We start from the raw sequence: 16575 nt of genomic DNA, 5'->3' as shown, positions 1-16575 counted from the left end.
CTTTTACTCTTCTACTTCTTCATTTTCAAGCACAGTTTCTATTGGTAAACCTTTAGCTCTAGCTTCTTTTAACTCAAAGTAAGTATCTAAAATTTTTTGCCCAATTTTGTTGTTGGAGGAAGGATTATTTCCACTAGTTTGATATAACCAGGGGACAACGATGGAGAATGCAACCTCGGGGTTGTCATGTGGTGCATACCCGACTAGAGTTAAGTTCCAAGTTTCTACTAACGTCCTTCCTTGTGCCTTTAGTTCCTCTAACTTAGGACCATCATAAAACCCTTGAGCAGTACCTGTTTTTCCTGCAGGTTTATACTCTCTATTTGCAAAGTATCCAGCTGCCGTTCCTCCTGGAGCTTGCATTACCTGTCGCAAACCTTCTTTCACACGATTAATGTGCTCTGTCGACATTTCCAATCTATTCAGCACCACTGTTTCCATTTCATTCACCACAGGACCTAACTCTTCTGATCCTGGTACTGGTTGGTGCATGGATTTTACCATCCTTGGTGCAACTCGATATCCTCCATTTGCGATTGTGGAAATATATTGAGCTAATTGAAGTGGTGTATACGTATCATACTGTCCAATTGATAAATCCAATAGTTTACCTGGAATTGTTTCCTGTCCAGCGAAACCTATCTGTTCCCCAGGTAAATCAATTCCTGTTCTAACTCCCAGACCAAATTGCGCAAAGTGTTGTCTTACGATATCGAACGTTCCTTCTCTTAAAGGAAGAGGTTGATTAGGTCGATAGTTTCCTCCTCCTATATCAATTACCGTCTTAAACATATACACGTTGGATGATCTCTTCAACGCCGTTAAATCATCTATATTCCCCATATTTACATACGAACTCTTCGTAGGGGTATTTTTAATAGTTACGGGTGCATCGTAGTGATATCGCCCGGGTGTTAAGGCGCCAGTTTCAAATCCTGTCAATACTGTTGCCGCTTTAATGGAGGATCCTACATTATAAGATGTAGTGAAATTTCCTGCAGCAAAGTCCGCTAAGACTGGCTCTCCTGTTTCCTCATCCACTAAATACTGTTTACCTGACATTGCTAAAATTTCACCCGTATTTGGGTCCATCATCGTGACAAAAACTCGATCGAATAATTCATGGCCAGATAGTGCTTTTACTCGCAGTATTTCTTCGCTAATAATGTCATCTACAGCTAACTGGAGATCTATATCTATGGATAAGCGAAGGTCATTACCTCTTTGTCCACCTGTCACAATATCTGTATCAATGATAGATCCTGAACGATCCGTCATACTCTTCACTTTCTCTTTTCTACCCTGCAATACGTCCTCATATTGCGCTTCCAGGTAACTAACTCCCACTCGATCATTCCTACTATATCCTTTTGCCAAGTATTCATCTAATAGTTCTACAGGAATACCTTGGTCTGCTGATGATACGCGACCTAAAATGGTTCTTAGTGTATTCTCAAACATATATTTTCGATCCCAATCAGTAGTTGATTCTACTCCTGGCATCGTTCGTAAATTCTCTGATACAACCGCGTACTCAATCTCCGTCACATCACGATTTTTAATCATTTGTGGTGTATGTGCGTAGCCTGAAATCATTTCGCGGAAGATGGCTAGTACTTCGAGTTCTTGAGCCGTAAAAGATTCTATAGCACCTTTAGGGATTCTCTCTAACTGTAGCTTATATAGCTTAGTATTTTTATGCTCGTCATCTTCTAATGCTTTCTCATCTTCTTTCGTAATGAGCTTTTTAGCTTCTTCTGGATTTTTCAAAAGCCAATAGTCTTGCAAATCTCTTTTCTGAATTCTATCTGTTTCCTTTGTAATTATCTTTGCTAGTTGCTCTGCTACTTCTAACATTTCTTCTCGTTTTAGCGTTTTATCATTTGTAAATGTGATCGCTTTTTCCGGCTCATTATCTACGATGAGTTGGTCATTACGATCATAGATCTTCCCTCTAGGAACCGGTGTATTGACCGTGATATCTACAGTTCGTTTAATTTCTCGAGTAAAATCTTCCCCATACACTATTTGAAGGACACCTAAACGGAGTACTAATCCTGAAAATAATAAAAATACAATGATAAATAACATATTAAGACGAAACGAAAGATGGCCTTTGTTCTTTTTCTTTTTGTTCATGTTCACTCTCCCATTTGCAACCATTTCTTTATATAAAGCATACCATTTATTCCAATTTGTTGGTATGTCAATTCTATAATTACAAAAGAAAAGCCCAGTAGAATACTATCTACTGGGTCACGGAATTGTAACTAATTCTGGTTTCTTTTCTGCGGTCACCGGCTCTTTTTGGTATGGAAATACTTCCTCAGGCTTTCCTTTTAGAATAACTTTTCCACCTTCAATATAAATAATTTGATCCGCTAGAGCTTTTGCGTCTTCTTGATCATGGGTCACAAATATGGAGGTAGTATTGGTCTTCTTTAAGATTTCACGTAATTCTTCACGAATTTTAATCTGCAAATACGTATCTAGATTACTAAATGGTTCATCGAAAAGGAGTAGGGCTGGAGCTGGTGCTAATGCTCTAGCAAGAGCCACGCGCTGTTGTTGTCCTCCACTTAACTCATACGGATAGCGTTTCTTCAAATTCGATAAGTTTACAAGGGAAAGCATTTCCTCTACTCGTTCTTGTTTTGCTTTCTTACTCCGTTTCTTTAATCCGAACTTGATATTCGCTTCTACTGTCATGTGCGGGAACAAAGCGTAATCTTGAAACACCATCCCTACGCCTCGCTTTTCTGGTTGTACAAATTGTTTTTCATCTAATACTTTCTTGCCATCTAAGGTGATACTTCCTGTTTTCGGCACCTCAAGTCCTGCAATTAATCGGAGGATCGTGCTCTTTCCAGAACCACTGACGCCAAGGATAGATACAATCTCACCTTTGTTCATCTGTAATGAAAAGTCCTTGATAGCTAATTCTGTTGCTCTATTGTATTGATAGGACAAATGCTGAATATCTACAAACATAGATGTTATTCTCCTTTGTCTAATATTTTGTGGAAAATAAAAATGCTAATACCACTAATCAGGATAATTAGTAATGAAGCCGATGCGGCTTCATTTACCATTTCATCGTTAGCATACCTAAACGCTCTAGTTGCTAGAGTTTGAAAGTTAAACGGCTGTAAAAGCATTGTAAGTGGTAACTCTTTTAAAATATCTACAAATACTAAGATAAATCCCCCTACAATCGCACCTTTAATCATCGGAACGTCGACGCGGAAGAAAGAACGATTGATGGAAGAGCCTAATAGTCGAGATGCTTCTGTATACTTGTTCCCGACTCTTGAAAATCCTGCATCGATAGAGTTATAGCCCACTGCTAAGAATCTAATCACGTATGCACTGATTAACATGATAATACTTGTACGTAGAGCCGTTGGAGCATCTGCGTTAAATGATGTAAACATATTAGCAATAAAGCCATCTAGAGCAATAAACACCGTAATGACCCCTATGGCGATAACTGCACCTGGGATAGAGTAACCAAGGATCGTTATCTTAGATAGAAATTTTGGTACGATACCAGTATGAAGTCTACTATAGTTTGCAATGATTAATGCTACTGTAACGATACATGCAGCTGCAATTGCCGCTGAGAAAAATGAATTTTTTACTAATGTAAAGAACTCTACTGTCACAATCTTCTCATACGTTTGTGTCATCCAAAAGACTAACTGTGTAAAAGGAATAAGAAATGCAAAGGAAAAAATACCGAAACAGTAAGCAAACACTCCCCAAGCTTTCCATCCTGTTAACTTCTTGGGCTGAATAGGTTTCAGTTTTGTTGTAGAGTGGCTGAACTTCTTTCTACCTCTCAGCGCTTGTTCTACTACTAGAATAAAAATAACTACAATCATTAAAGTACCAGCTATTTTAAATGCGGAGTCTAAGTCCCCCATGGAGAACCACGTTTGAAAGATTGCGGTAATAAATGTTTGAACCCCAAAGAGTTTTACAACTCCGTAATCGTTTATCACTTCCAGTAAAACAATCGTTCCTCCACCAATGATAGCAGTCCGAGAAATTGGTAATACAACTCGGAAGAAAACGCCGAAAGAATTGCTACCTAAAAGGCGTGCGTTCTCAATTAGAGAAGAAGATTGATTTTCAAAAAAGCTCTTCGTTACAACGAAAACGTATGGGAACAAGAACATAGTGAAAATGAAAATAGCACCTTCCATGTTCATTATATTAAAGTACTTTTGATTTACTTGAATATCAAACTGATTACGTAAAGTAGATTGTATGATTCCGGTATAATTTAAGATTCCATTATACGTATACGCACCGATGAATGGTGGAATGGCCAAAGGTAAAATCAATCCCCATTTTAGAAAATTACGTAAAGGAAACGAGTATACCGTTACTAACCAAGCAAGGCTGGTACCAATGACCATGGTCAAAAACCCTGTGAATAGAAGTAAAATACTCGTATTAATAACGATATCTGTTAAAAGATATTCTTTTATATGCAACCAATTTTCTGAAGATGGAGAGATGGAATTAATTGCGATTAATACGTTTGGAAGCAAGATGATGGTAATAAAAAGAAAGCTTAACATACTCCAAGCGTTTGTATTTCGTTTTACTTGTTGGATAAAGCGCATACCGACACATCCTTAAATTCTGGTAAGAAAGAAGTCATTCCCTTAAACGAAGTATAGCCATACCCTTTTAAAAGAGTATGACTAAATTTCCCAATATTATTTCCAACTTACTTCGTTCATTAGTTGAATAGCACGAGCATTGTTATCACCTAAGATTGTTAGGTTAATATCTTGCTCTTTGAATTCGCCCCAAGATTTAAGTAGTTCAGATGCTTCTGCATTAGGATTTACAGGGAATTCATTGTTACCTTCTGCAAATGCTTCTTGTGCTTCTTTTTCTGTTAGAAATTCGATAAACTTAACTGCGTTGTCTACGTTCTTTGCATGTTTAACAACTGCAGCACCACTGATGTTGATATGTGTTCCGTTTGTTTCTTGGTTAGGGAAGAATACGCCTACTTGCTCCCCAATTTTCGCTTCTTCCGCATCTGTAGAGTTTATTAATCTACCTACATAGTAAGAGTTAGTAATTGCAACGTCTCCTTCACCAGCAACGACACCTTTAATTTGGTCTGTGTCTCCACCTTGTGGTTCACGAGCCATGTTTTCTACAATACCTGCAGCCCAGTCTTTAGCTGCTTCTTCTCCATTTAGTTCAATGAAAGAAGCCACTAGAGATTGGTTATAGATGTTTTCAGAAGATCGAATTAACACTCGTTTTGACCAGTCTGACTCAGCTAGTGCTTCATAAGTGGATAATTCTGAAGGATCTACACGGTCTTTCGCATAAACAATAACACGCGCACGTTTTGTTAAACCAAACCACTCGTTATCTGTGTCACGTAGTTTATCTGGAACATTTGTTGTTAATACATCACTTTCTACCGCTTGTGTTAGCTCACGATCTTTTAATCTAGCAAGGTTACCAGCATCCGCTGTGATAAACACATCCGCTTCCGTAGCTTCGCCTTCACGGTCTAGACGCTCCATTAACTCGTCACCTTCACCTTGAATAACGTTTACTTTAATGCCAGTCTCTTCTGTAAATTGCTTATAAAGTTGCTCGTCTGTGTCATAGTGACGAGATGTATATAGGTTAACTACTCCCGCTTCTTTCTTACCTTCTTCTGAGTTTCCTTCTGGTTTAACTTCGTTTGATGCATTCCCGCATCCTGCAAGTACTAAAGATGTTAATGTCATTGCAGCAAAGATTGATTTCCAAGTCTTTTTCATCACTGTACCTCCGTTGTATGTAAATAGTTATGAATGATAATGATTATCGCTCTCTTAGAATAATGTAAATGAAAATCATTGTCAATAGATTTTTGAAAGAGTTTTCTTTTTCCATAAAAAAAAGAATTTGCAACTAAGCAAATTCATCTATTTTCATTTCCTCCAAAAAGCCGTATACCCTTCTTTATCCTTTATGTTAAACGCAATCATTCTTTCTAGAAGACTGTAGTCTACAGGTTTTTCCCACTTAATTCTTACCAATTCCTTAGTATGGTCGTACCCAGATTGTACAATTTCATCCGAAAATCTGTTAATAGTTACCCTTTCTGGTGCCACTGACATATGATGCTTCGCTATACTAAAAGCGATAATAAACGTCCCTTGATGCGTAAACATTGGTTGTTTCCATGCTATTTTGGTGTCTAGTTGAGGGAATGTGTCACACACCCACTGTAGGACACTTTCCACTTTTAAACGATGGTCCACGTTATCAATCGCCTGTAAATAATCTCTATAATTCTCCAAAATACTGACTCCCTTTATCCGTTTTTTTTTATTTTACCTTTTTTACATGAAAATGAAAGCATAACAAAAGCCCGCCACCAAGTGGACGGGCTTAATATTTATTATTCTACAGTAACAGACTTCGCCAAGTTACGAGGCTTATCAACGTCACAATCGCGGTGAAGTGCCGCATAATAAGAAATTAATTGTAAAGGAATAACCGATACTAGCGGAGTTAAGATCTCATGAACGGCCGGAAGAACAAAACGATCTTCTTCTGTTTCTAGGCCTTTCATTGAAATAATACATGGATTTGCTCCACGTGCCGCTACCTCTTTCACGTTTCCACGGATACTTAAATCCACATTTTCTTGAGTAGATAACGCAATAACTGGTGTACCTTCTTCAATCAATGCAATTGTACCGTGCTTTAACTCTCCACCAGCAAAACCTTCTGCTTGGATGTAAGAGATCTCTTTTAATTTTAACGCTCCCTCTAGACCAACATAGTAGTCTAAAGAACGACCGATGAAGAAACAGTTACGAGTAGTTGCTAAGAACTCACGCGCGATTTCTTCCATCTCTTCTTTTTGATCACATAATGCTTCCATAGCAGTCGCTACAATACCTAGCTCTGTTACAAGGTCAAAGCCAAGTTCACGACCTTTTGCTTTTGCTGTTACCGCAGAAAGAATAGATAAAACTGCGATCTGTGCAGTATACGCTTTTGTAGAAGCTACTGCGATCTCTGGGCCAGCGTGTAATAATAACGTGTAATCTGCTTCACGAGATAAGGTTGAACCTGGTACATTCGTAATTGTTAACGCTTTGTGACCAAGCTTTTTCACTTCTACAAGTACCGCACGGCTATCTGCTGTTTCACCGGATTGAGAAATGAAAATAAATAATGGTTTCTCTGATAATAATGGCATGTTATAAACAAATTCAGAAGCCACATGCACTTCTACAGGTACTCCAGCCAATTTTTCAATAAACTGTTTACCTACAAGTCCTGCATGGTAACTAGTTCCACAAGCAACAATATACACTCGATCCGACTGATCCATTGCTGCAAGAATATCTGCATCAATTGTTAACTCGTTTTGATCGTTTTGGTACGCTTGAATAATTTTACGCATCACAAGCGGTTGCTCATCAATTTCTTTTAACATGTAATGAGGGTACGTACCTTTTTCAATATCACTAGCATCAAGTTCTGCTGTATAAGGCTCACGAGTACGAATCTCACCCTCAAGAGATTGAATCGTTACTTCATTACGAGTAACAATAACCATTTCTTTATCCATTAACTCTAAGAATTGATCTGTTACTTGTATCATTGCCATGGCATCAGATGCCACAACATTAAATGTATCTCCAACTCCTACTAATAGTGGAGATTTATTTTTTGCAACAAAAATGGTTTCTTCGTTTTCTGCATCAATTAAAGCAAGTGCATACGAACCTTTTACAAGCTTTAATGTAGCACGGAATGCTTCCTCTGTAGAAAGACCTTCCTTAGAGAATTTATCTACTAACTGTACAATAACTTCTGTATCTGTATCACTTTCAAACGTTACATCAGCAAGATATTCACGCTTTAAGATAGAATAGTTTTCAATTACTCCATTGTGAACTAAAGTGAAACGACCAGATGTACTTTGGTGAGGGTGAGCATTGTGACGGCTTGGAGCTCCATGAGTTGCCCAACGTGTATGTCCAATACCAGTTTGTGCGGACACATCACTTGCTACTACTTCACGTAAGTCAGCAATACGACCCTTTTCTTTAAATACATGAACACCTTCTTCGTTTTGAACGGCAATACCAGCAGAATCATAACCACGATACTCTAGTTTTTCTAAGCCTTTCAAAAGGATTTCTTTCGTGTCCTGCGTTCCAATATACCCTACGATACCACACATATTACAATTTCCTCCTCTATGGATAAGAGGACAAATTTACTTCCCATGGGGACAAGTAAACCGTCCCCTTATCTCGTTATATGGTTGCACATGTTCCGTCCTTTGTGCATCAGGTCACCCCAATGGTTTAAGACTTCACGTTACAATGCTGTGCGACATCGGGAGGCATCCGCCGAACTTTCGATAAACCTCCTCCTCGTCAACTACAATCCGTTCGCTCCAGATGGTAGTTCAGGCGCTTTAACCTGTCGAATGAGTTCTTTGTAAATCCTTGTTATTTACATTTTCTCAAACAACAGAATCTATCTTACCTTATCATTTCCGAAATCGTCAACGAAAATGTGTAAACCCTTTAGTGGTAAGATACGACTCCTAACAAAGAATATGCAGAGAGCCATTATTCTGTGCGCTCTCTGCATATAGTTTAGACGTATCGAGTTTGAAAAGGTTACAAAATCTTTTAAGATAATCCCATTTCTTCTTTTACTACTTCTGCAATACGGTCAACAAATGTATCACACGCTTCTTGTGTAGGTGCTTCTGCCATTACTCGAACTAATGGCTCTGTTCCAGATGGACGAACTAGAATACGCCCGTTACCACCCATTTCTTCCTCCACTTGACGAATAACTTCTGCTACTTTGTCATTATCTGTTACTGCATGCTTATCCGTTACACGAACGTTTACTAACTTCTGAGGGTATTGCTTCATCTCACCAGCAAGCTCTGATAACGATTTTTTCGTTGCTTTCATAATGTTTACTAACTGCAACCCAGTTAGTAGACCATCACCAGTTGTATTATAATCTAAGAAAATAATATGACCAGATTGTTCTCCACCTAAGTTATACCCATTTTCTTTCATCGCTTCTACAACATAGCGATCACCTACAGCTGTTTGAACACCTTCAATATTCAGTTCTTCTAGTCCTTTATGGAAACCTAGATTACTCATAACTGTAGACACGACAGTAGAGTGTTTTAAGCGGCCTTCTTGCTTCATATATTTACCACAGATAAACATAATTTGGTCACCATCAACAATTTGTCCTTTTTCATCTACTGCAATTAGACGGTCACCATCTCCATCAAATGCAAGTCCTACATCTGCTCCTTTTTCTAACACTAGTTCTGCTAGCTTCTCAGGATGAGTAGATCCAACGCCTTCATTGATGTTTAACCCATCAGGTGTAGCACCCATCGTAGTAATATCTGCGTCTAAATCTGCAAACAAATGTGCTGCTAAAGAACTTGTTGCGCCATGAGCACAATCAAGCGCTACGTGAATACCTGTAAACTCTTCATCAACAGATTGTTTTAAGTACTGAAGATACTTTTGTCCACCTTCAAAATAATCGCTTACTTGTCCTAAATCTCCTCCAACAGGACGAGGTAGCGTATCTTTTACTTGGTCTAGTAATTCTTCAATTTCCGCTTCCTGGCTATCAGATAGTTTAAAACCATCTGGACCAAAGAACTTAATACCATTATCCGCAACAGGATTATGTGATGCAGAAATCATCACTCCCGCTTGTGCTCCAAGCGCTTTTGTTAAATAAGCTACTCCAGGTGTCGAAATGACCCCTAAACGCATGACTTCAGCTCCAATGGATAGCAATCCAGCAACTAATGCACCTTCTAACATGTGGCCAGAAATACGTGTGTCACGTCCGATAATCACTTTCGGACGCTGCTGCTTTGTATTCTTTGTTAATACGTATCCTCCAAAGCGACCTAAACGAAATGCCAACTCCGGCGATAATTCCGTATTAGCAATACCACGTACGCCATCTGTTCCAAAATATTTACCCATAGTTCATTCTCTCCTTTATCGATACGCCTAGGCGTTTTCACTGTCTGGTTCTATTATTCTAATCGTTACATTCTTTGACGGGAAAGACCAAACTACATTGTCCGGTCCATCTACATCTATAGGAATAGTATGTTCTCCTGCTTCTAAGCCACTTAAATCTAATAGTAAAGTAAAAGCAGAACCCTCTAATTCTTGTACAATGGTAGACTCTCCTGAAGCTGTAACGTTCGTACGTCCATTTTTAGGAGTAACAAACTCTACTTCTAGACCATTCTCTAATCCAGAAGTAGAGATGGAAACATCAGAGAACGTTCTCTCTTCTTCCTTTGTAATGTCTACCTGTACCGGAATTTCGTCTTCACTTGCTCGATTTAAACCGTCTTGTAGATTAACCGGTATATTTACCACATCGTCTTCTTCCAATTTGGTTACATCTACTTTCACCTCATAACGTTCGATTCGATCTAGAACGCTTTGTCGGCCGTACAAAGTAATTTCTTTTACATCTGTACTAATAGAGTTCAGTGTAACTCCATCTGGTAGTTTACCTGATTGAACGATTTCAACAGGAACTGTCTTACTAGGGTTTCGTACTGGTACTCTAACTTCCACTCTAGCGGGCTCTACCACTACATTTAATAGATTTAGATCTCTATCCAGCACTCTGATAGGAGCATTGGTTAATATCGTTTCATCTACTTCAGAACCGATATTTAAGGCAGCTTTTACATACGTGATTTGATCTATTACATTTTTTGCACCGACGATTGTTACTTTCGTTGGATCCACAATAGGGGTATCAGATTCAAATCCTTCTGCAAGTTGGGACGTATCGAATTCTGCTTCTACAGAGAATTCCTTCGATACTCTTTCTTGTAAAGAAACATCTGCATACGTTGGATCTAAGGTAACTGTTAGCTTCTCGGAAATATTCCTTACTTGTATAGGAACATTTACTTCGCCTATGTCTGCATTAGACATATCAATAAATACTTCATATTCTTTTTGTGCTCGAGTAGACTGCACAATTGCCCGAGGGCCCTCAATTGTCATCGTGACCGTTGATGGAGCTCCTGTCACTACAAAGTTTTCATTATCGTAAATAACATCCACTGGTACTTCTTCAATCACTTCCAAGCTATCAGAACTACTAGCAGTCTGGGGAGATTGATCTTGGTCAAAATTAACGGATGAATACAGGAGTAATGCTAACAGTAGTGCCACTACTCTCATAAACCATTTACTTTCCATAAACTTATCAATCATTACGCTTCCCCCTCATCGAGAATAGTGAGGAGTTGTTTTGTTTTGATTTTGAAGAAGATAACAACTCTTCTGATAATAGACTCTTTAAATCTTCCACACTCAACCCACGATGTAGCTCACCATTTTTCGTTAATGACACTGCTCCCGTTTCCTCAGAAACAACAATGGTAATAGCATCTGTTACTTCACTTATTCCAATTGCTGCTCTGTGTCTAGTACCCAGTTCCTTTGAAATAAAGGCACTCTCCGAGAGAGGGAGATAACAAGCTGCTGCAGCAATTTGATTTTTTTGTAACACCACCGCTCCATCATGCAATGGAGTATTAGGTATGAAGATGTTAATTAGAAGTTCTGACGTAATTTTAGACTGAAGAGGTATTCCTGTTTCTATGTAATCACCTAATCCAGTTTCACGCTCGATTGATAAAAGCGCGCCGATACGACGTTTTGCCATATAGCTTATAGACGTACCAATATGGTCAATAATTAATTTCGTTTCTTCTTCTTCTTGATTGCCACTTCTAGCGAAAAGTCTTCCTCTTCCAAGTTGCTCTAATGCTCTCCTCAACTCAGGCTGGAAGATAATTATAATGGCCAAGAAACCCCACTCGATTACTTGTTCCATCATCGCACTAAGCGTATCAAATCCTAAGAACACACTAAGTGTTTGAACAATGATAATAACAAAGATCCCTTTTAATAGCTGAACCGCTTTGGTCCCCTTGATTACCATAATTATTTTATATATGACAAACCAAACTAATAATATATCAATGATGTTAGTCATGTAGTCTAACATCATAAAGTCTTCAAAAGGCATATTTCATCCTCCATCTATATAATCATCTTTTGATGCGTAGGAATAGGGGTATCTTTTTCATTATAGCATACTGGAAAATAAAAACGTAATTACGGTCATGTTACGAGTTAATGATAAATTCATGATGTAAATACCTTTCCTTAACTAAACAAAACCAGGTGAATCATCTATCCGACTCACCCGGTTTGTCCTACTTTTATGGCACAAATTGTTTTCCTAACTTTTTCATCTGGTACCACAACCATTCGAATGCTTGATCAATCTCCTCAATCTCACCAGTTACGGAACCAGCAGAAGCTAAGTATTTATCGCCATTTATAACAGTAACACTTCCATCTACTTTTCCTTCAATTTTGATGTTACCGTTTCGCACGATTACATCACCTTGAACCGTTTCACCTGGTGGAACCACTACAGTATCACCACTAGCAACCAAATTAGGTTGCTTTGTATAGGAGAACTCATCTGTTCCGTTCCAAGTAGTAAATAAACTGCCACCCATCAAAACAATAAACATAGCAGCCGCGGATAATAGAGGGTATTGTTGTAACCATCTCTTTGCACCGATACGTTTTTTCTCTTTCGGTAGTTTATCTAATACATTCTGTGTGAAATTATCTGGTGCACTAATATGAGAAGTACTCTGGACAAGTGCAATAACTTTTTTCAATTCATTAAAATGCTCTAAACAGTCCTGGCATTGATTTAAATGCGCCATTAACTGTTGTTGTTCTTCTACCGATAAATCGCCATCTAAATAATCATGCATAGCATTGATCATTTCATCTGAACATCGCGTCAAGGTCTTTCACCTCTTTATAAGTGTCTTAATCGTTTGCGAAGCGCTTCTCTTCCTCGGTGTATACGCGTCTTCACAGTTCCAAGAGGCATATCTAATATTTCACTAATCTCTTGTAAAGGCAATTCTTCCATATACTTTAATAAAATAACTGATCGATACTTTTCTGGCAATTGCATTATCTCTTGTTGTATTGTATGACCTATCTCCAATTGTTCTACTTCTTCATCAGGTTTTAATTCCGTAGAAGCAATTTGAGAATACATCGTTAAACCTTCCGTCCCTGCAACCTCTGCATCTAAATAGTAATCAGGCTTTTTCTTTCTGATACGGTCAATACATACATTAGTGGCTATCCGAAACAACCACGTGGAAAATTTCCGATCAAGATGATACGTATGAATATTTACATATGCACGAATAAACGCTTCTTGTGCCATATCTTCCGCTTCATGACGGTTACCAAGCATTCGATAGCATAATTGAAAGACTTTATCTTTGTAAAGTTCAACAATTTCACCATACGCATTCTGATCACCAGCTAATACCTGTTTAATTCTCTTCTTTACTAGTAAGTCCATTTTCTATACCCTCCGCCTCTGCGGCTACCTTTTATACGTATAGGTTTCAAAAAAGTTTCACCGTTCTAAAAATAATTTATAGGTTTATTCTAACAAATTTTTACTATATATGTTTGTACTTTTTGTAAAAAGGGGATAAAGTATATATATACCATTTGCAGGAGGAATGACTGATGAAGAGTTTAGAAGAACATATTGAATATTGTCGTCAAAAGATGGTGAAACTCGCTTCAAAGTATTCCTTTGCACACTCAGAAGTAGTTGCAGCAAGTGTAGAACTAGATCAACTATTAAATCAACTATGGCTAGAAAATAATAAAAAGAATGTCAGGAAGTCCTGACATTCTTTTTTTGTTACGTGAACAGTAACCACTCATTTTCAGGTGTGTTTTCTTTCTATCACAAAAGCTTCTCACCAAATAAAGAGCCAATGAGAGCAACTGCTGTAGCCGCAGTTTTGTTTTTCTCATCTAGAATAGGATTTACTTCTACAAATTCAGCTGAAGTAATTAACTTTGACTCTTCTAACATCTCCATAGCCAAGTGACTTTCTCTATAAGTAGCTCCACCTGGAACCGGTGTTCCTACCCCTGGTGCTTCTTGTGGATCCAACGCATCTAAATCTAAAGATAAATGCACCCCATCTAGATTCTTTTCTTTTAAGTAACTGATAGTTTCATCCATTACTTGAGTCATTCCAAGACGGTCTACCTCATGCATGGTATATACCTTAATTCCTTTTTCCTTAATTAACGTTCGTTCTCCCTCATCTAGAGATCTTGCTCCAATGATAACAATATTCTCCGGTTTTATTTTTGGAGAATCACCGTGTATGGAAGTTAAAGTCGGGTGACCTATTCCTAAACTAACCGCTAGTGGCATCCCGTGTATATTACCAGATGGAGAGGTTTCTCCAGTGTTTAAATCTCCATGTGCATCATACCAAATAATCCCTAAATTACTATAATGCCTTGCTAGCCCAGCAATTGTGCCCATCGCAATACTATGGTCCCCACCTAGTACTAAAGGAAAGTCCCCTTCAGTAATAACTTTATCAACCGTTATGGCCAGCTCCGTATTCCCTTTAGCAACCGCTTTCAAATTTCTCAAATTAGTAGAAGGGTCTTGCACTCTTTCAGCTGCTTCAATTAAAACATCCCCTCGATCTCTTACTGTATGACCGATGTTTTCTAAACGTTCTACTACACCTGCATATCTGATAGCACTAGGCCCCATGTCTACTCCACGTCTCATTTGACCTAAATCCATTGGTACACCTATTAAAGAGATTGATTTCATGAATGTTTCCCCCTTTTTATCTTTCTTCTATTGTAAGAGTAAATAGGAACATGACTCAACTCAACAAAATTTTGCATAACTATTCAGAATATATAATTTTATATTTAGTCGTTTTATATCAATCTTAGCTTGTATGGTGAAGTATAGAGAGACAATTCTCCAATTTGTCCATTCGGTATATGTAGGGTCTGCTTCTAGCGCCACTTTTAAAAATAAATTTCTTTATGTCCATAAACTTATTACTGAGGGGAAGTGTGAAATGTTCTTATGCTTTCTCTCATTGTTATCTTGGTGCATGAGTGCTTGTAGGGGCCATATTCTTTTCTTGCTAAGGGTTTTCTCGCGCCAGATGGGCATAGATAGCTTCTATTCTCTTCTCACGGCGGATTTCCTCGAGCCAGATGAGTATAGAGCGCTCCTATTCTCTTCTCACGGCGGATTTCCTCGCGCCAGATGAGTATAGAGCGCTCCTATTCTCTTCTCACGGCGGATTTCCTCGCACCAGATGAGTATAGAACAACACCTTTCAACTCACATACCTGTAATCTTCATAAAAGAAAACCTATTTAAGATCCCATTACGTATCTCTTTTGTACAAAGTATCATTTTTAATTAAATAAAGGAGACTCATCTAAGAGTCAACCACATCACGTGACTAACGATGAGTTGTTATTGATCACGTAACAAAAAAACTAGCCTACAAAAGTAGACTAGTTTTATGTGATGAGCCATGAAGGACTCGAACCTTCGACCCTCTGATTAAAAGTCAGATGCTCTACCAACTGAGCTAATGGCTCTAAAATTGGCTGGGCTAGCTGGATTCGAACCAACGCATGACGGAGTCAAAGTCCGTTGCCTTACCGCTTGGCTATAGCCCAATAATGTGATAGTAATAGTTTAACCAGAGTAAAGTATACTATGCATAACCAATTACTGAATTAATAGTAATAAAAAAACCTCTATTAAAGGTAAATAAGTGGTGGAGGGGGACGGATTCGAACCGCCGAACCCTGAGGGAGCGGATTTACAGTCCGCCGCGTTTAGCCACTTCGCTACCCCTCCACTTGGATGGTGCCGGCGATAGGAGTCGAACCCACGACCTACTGATTACAAGTCAGTTGCTCTACCAACTGAGCTACACCGGCAAAATATATGGTGGAGGATGACGGGATCGAACCGCCGACCCCCTGCTTGTAAGGCAGGTGCTCTCCCAGCTGAGCTAATCCTCCATATTTTTAATATGTATAAATGGTGACCCGTACGGGATTCGAACCCGTGTTACCGCCGTGAAAGGGCGGTGTCTTAACCGCTTGACCAACGGGCCAGTAAAGTGAAATTAAATAAGCTTCCAACCGGGCTCGAACCGGTGACCTCTTCCTTACCATGGAAGTGCTCTACCTGCTGAGCTATGGAAGCAATGGCTCCGCAGGCAGGACTCGAACCTGCGACCGATCGGTTAACAGCCGATAGCTCTACCACTGAGCTACTGCGGAATCATATAAGCCTGGCGACGTCCTACTCTCACAGGGGGAGATCCCCCAACTACCATTGGCGCTGAGAAGCTTAACTGCCGTGTTCGGGATGGGAACGGGTGTGACCTTCTCGCTATCGCCACCAGACATTATTGCTTCAAATCTCTTTTGTCTCTTAAGACAAAATTTATTTTACTATATTTGAAGAAAAAATCAAGTGTTTTTTTCACCTTTATTCCTTCAAAACTAAATACTGCGCGCCACCAAAGCGTATTGCCGAGAATCACCA

At 38.9% G+C, this 16575-nt stretch carries 13 protein-coding genes, 8 tRNA genes and 1 rRNA gene; 1 reads left to right on the top strand and 21 read right to left on the bottom strand.

Annotation, left to right across the window (positions count from 1 at the left end):
- Positions 1 to 3 precede the first annotated feature (3 nt).
- From G8O30_RS14710 to sigW, 11 genes are all read right to left on the bottom strand, one after another.
- The gene (locus tag G8O30_RS14710; RefSeq protein ID WP_239672767.1) at positions 4 to 2139 is read right to left on the bottom strand and encodes a peptidoglycan D,D-transpeptidase FtsI family protein; all 2136 of its coding nucleotides are present in this window, start codon (positions 2137 to 2139) and stop codon (positions 4 to 6) included.
- Positions 2140 to 2256: 117 nt separating this feature from the next.
- Positions 2257 to 2991, bottom strand: coding sequence for an ABC transporter ATP-binding protein (locus G8O30_RS14705; protein WP_239672766.1), 735 nt, complete (start codon positions 2989 to 2991; stop codon positions 2257 to 2259).
- A 5-nt stretch (positions 2992 to 2996) separates the two neighbouring features.
- Positions 2997 to 4634 carry an ABC transporter permease gene (locus G8O30_RS14700; protein ID WP_239672765.1) on the bottom strand — a complete coding sequence of 546 codons (1638 nt, stop codon included), beginning with the start codon at positions 4632 to 4634 and terminating at the stop codon, positions 2997 to 2999.
- Between the two features lie 96 nt (positions 4635 to 4730).
- Positions 4731 to 5807: a Fe(3+) ABC transporter substrate-binding protein gene (locus G8O30_RS14695; RefSeq protein ID WP_239672764.1), complete on the bottom strand. Its 1077-nt coding sequence runs from the start codon at positions 5805 to 5807 to the stop codon at positions 4731 to 4733.
- 153 nt (positions 5808 to 5960) lie between these two features.
- A complete protein-coding gene (locus tag G8O30_RS14690; protein ID WP_239672763.1) occupies positions 5961 to 6332 on the bottom strand; it encodes an iron chaperone in 372 nt (123 codons plus the stop codon).
- Positions 6333 to 6433: 101 nt separating this feature from the next.
- The gene (glmS, locus tag G8O30_RS14685; protein WP_239672762.1) at positions 6434 to 8236 is read right to left on the bottom strand and encodes a glutamine--fructose-6-phosphate transaminase (isomerizing); all 1803 of its coding nucleotides are present in this window, start codon (positions 8234 to 8236) and stop codon (positions 6434 to 6436) included.
- 460 nt (positions 8237 to 8696) lie between these two features.
- Positions 8697 to 10049: a phosphoglucosamine mutase gene (gene glmM, locus G8O30_RS14680; protein ID WP_239672761.1), complete on the bottom strand. Its 1353-nt coding sequence runs from the start codon at positions 10047 to 10049 to the stop codon at positions 8697 to 8699.
- A gap of 27 nt (positions 10050 to 10076) precedes the next feature.
- Entirely contained in the window at positions 10077 to 11315 is a 1239-nt protein-coding gene (locus tag G8O30_RS14675; RefSeq protein ID WP_239672760.1) for a CdaR family protein, read from the bottom strand.
- Entirely contained in the window at positions 11308 to 12135 is an 828-nt protein-coding gene (gene cdaA / locus G8O30_RS14670; RefSeq protein WP_239672759.1) for a diadenylate cyclase CdaA, read from the bottom strand. Before cdaA ends, G8O30_RS14675 begins: the two co-directional genes overlap by 8 nt.
- Positions 12136 to 12331: 196 nt before the next feature.
- The gene (locus G8O30_RS14665) at positions 12332 to 12916 is read right to left on the bottom strand and encodes an anti-sigma factor family protein (protein ID WP_239674574.1); all 585 of its coding nucleotides are present in this window, start codon (positions 12914 to 12916) and stop codon (positions 12332 to 12334) included.
- Between the two features lie 35 nt (positions 12917 to 12951).
- Positions 12952 to 13515, bottom strand: a complete 564-nt coding sequence (gene sigW, locus G8O30_RS14660) for an RNA polymerase sigma factor SigW (protein WP_239672758.1) — start codon at positions 13513 to 13515, stop codon at positions 12952 to 12954.
- Positions 13516 to 13688: 173 nt separating this feature from the next.
- On the opposite strand from sigW, the gene G8O30_RS14655 reads away from it, so the two are divergent.
- On the top strand, positions 13689 to 13856 hold the full coding sequence (locus G8O30_RS14655; protein ID WP_239672757.1) for an aspartyl-phosphate phosphatase Spo0E family protein: 168 nt from the start codon (positions 13689 to 13691) through the stop codon (positions 13854 to 13856).
- 58 nt (positions 13857 to 13914) lie between these two features.
- Here the strand turns inward: G8O30_RS14655 and rocF are convergent, their stop codons facing one another.
- The 10 genes from rocF to rrf form a co-directional block, all read right to left on the bottom strand.
- Complete coding sequence (gene rocF, locus G8O30_RS14650; protein ID WP_239672756.1) at positions 13915 to 14814, bottom strand: arginase; 900 nt, start codon at positions 14812 to 14814, stop codon at positions 13915 to 13917.
- Between the two features lie 724 nt (positions 14815 to 15538).
- A tRNA-Lys gene (locus G8O30_RS14645) sits at positions 15539 to 15611 on the bottom strand.
- A 6-nt stretch (positions 15612 to 15617) separates the two neighbouring features.
- A tRNA-Gln gene (locus G8O30_RS14640) sits at positions 15618 to 15692 on the bottom strand.
- 99 nt (positions 15693 to 15791) lie between these two features.
- A tRNA-Tyr gene (locus G8O30_RS14635) sits at positions 15792 to 15876 on the bottom strand.
- 7 nt (positions 15877 to 15883) lie between these two features.
- A tRNA-Thr gene (locus G8O30_RS14630) sits at positions 15884 to 15959 on the bottom strand.
- A gap of 8 nt (positions 15960 to 15967) precedes the next feature.
- Positions 15968 to 16043 (bottom strand) — tRNA-Val (locus tag G8O30_RS14625).
- A 20-nt stretch (positions 16044 to 16063) separates the two neighbouring features.
- Positions 16064 to 16138: transfer RNA gene (locus G8O30_RS14620), tRNA-Glu, on the bottom strand.
- Positions 16139 to 16157: 19 nt separating this feature from the next.
- Positions 16158 to 16230, bottom strand: a tRNA-Thr gene (locus G8O30_RS14615).
- Between the two features lie 2 nt (positions 16231 to 16232).
- Positions 16233 to 16307 (bottom strand) — tRNA-Asn (locus tag G8O30_RS14610).
- A gap of 9 nt (positions 16308 to 16316) precedes the next feature.
- A 5S ribosomal RNA gene (rrf, locus tag G8O30_RS14605) occupies positions 16317 to 16433 on the bottom strand.
- Positions 16434 to 16575 lie beyond the last annotated feature (142 nt).

This window comes from Mangrovibacillus cuniculi (assembly GCF_015482585.1).
GTDB classification, from domain to species: domain Bacteria; phylum Bacillota; class Bacilli; order Bacillales; family R1DC41; genus Mangrovibacillus; species Mangrovibacillus cuniculi.
The sequence above is the reverse complement of the archived record's forward strand: the minus strand, read 5'-3'. Positions and strand labels throughout refer to the sequence as shown.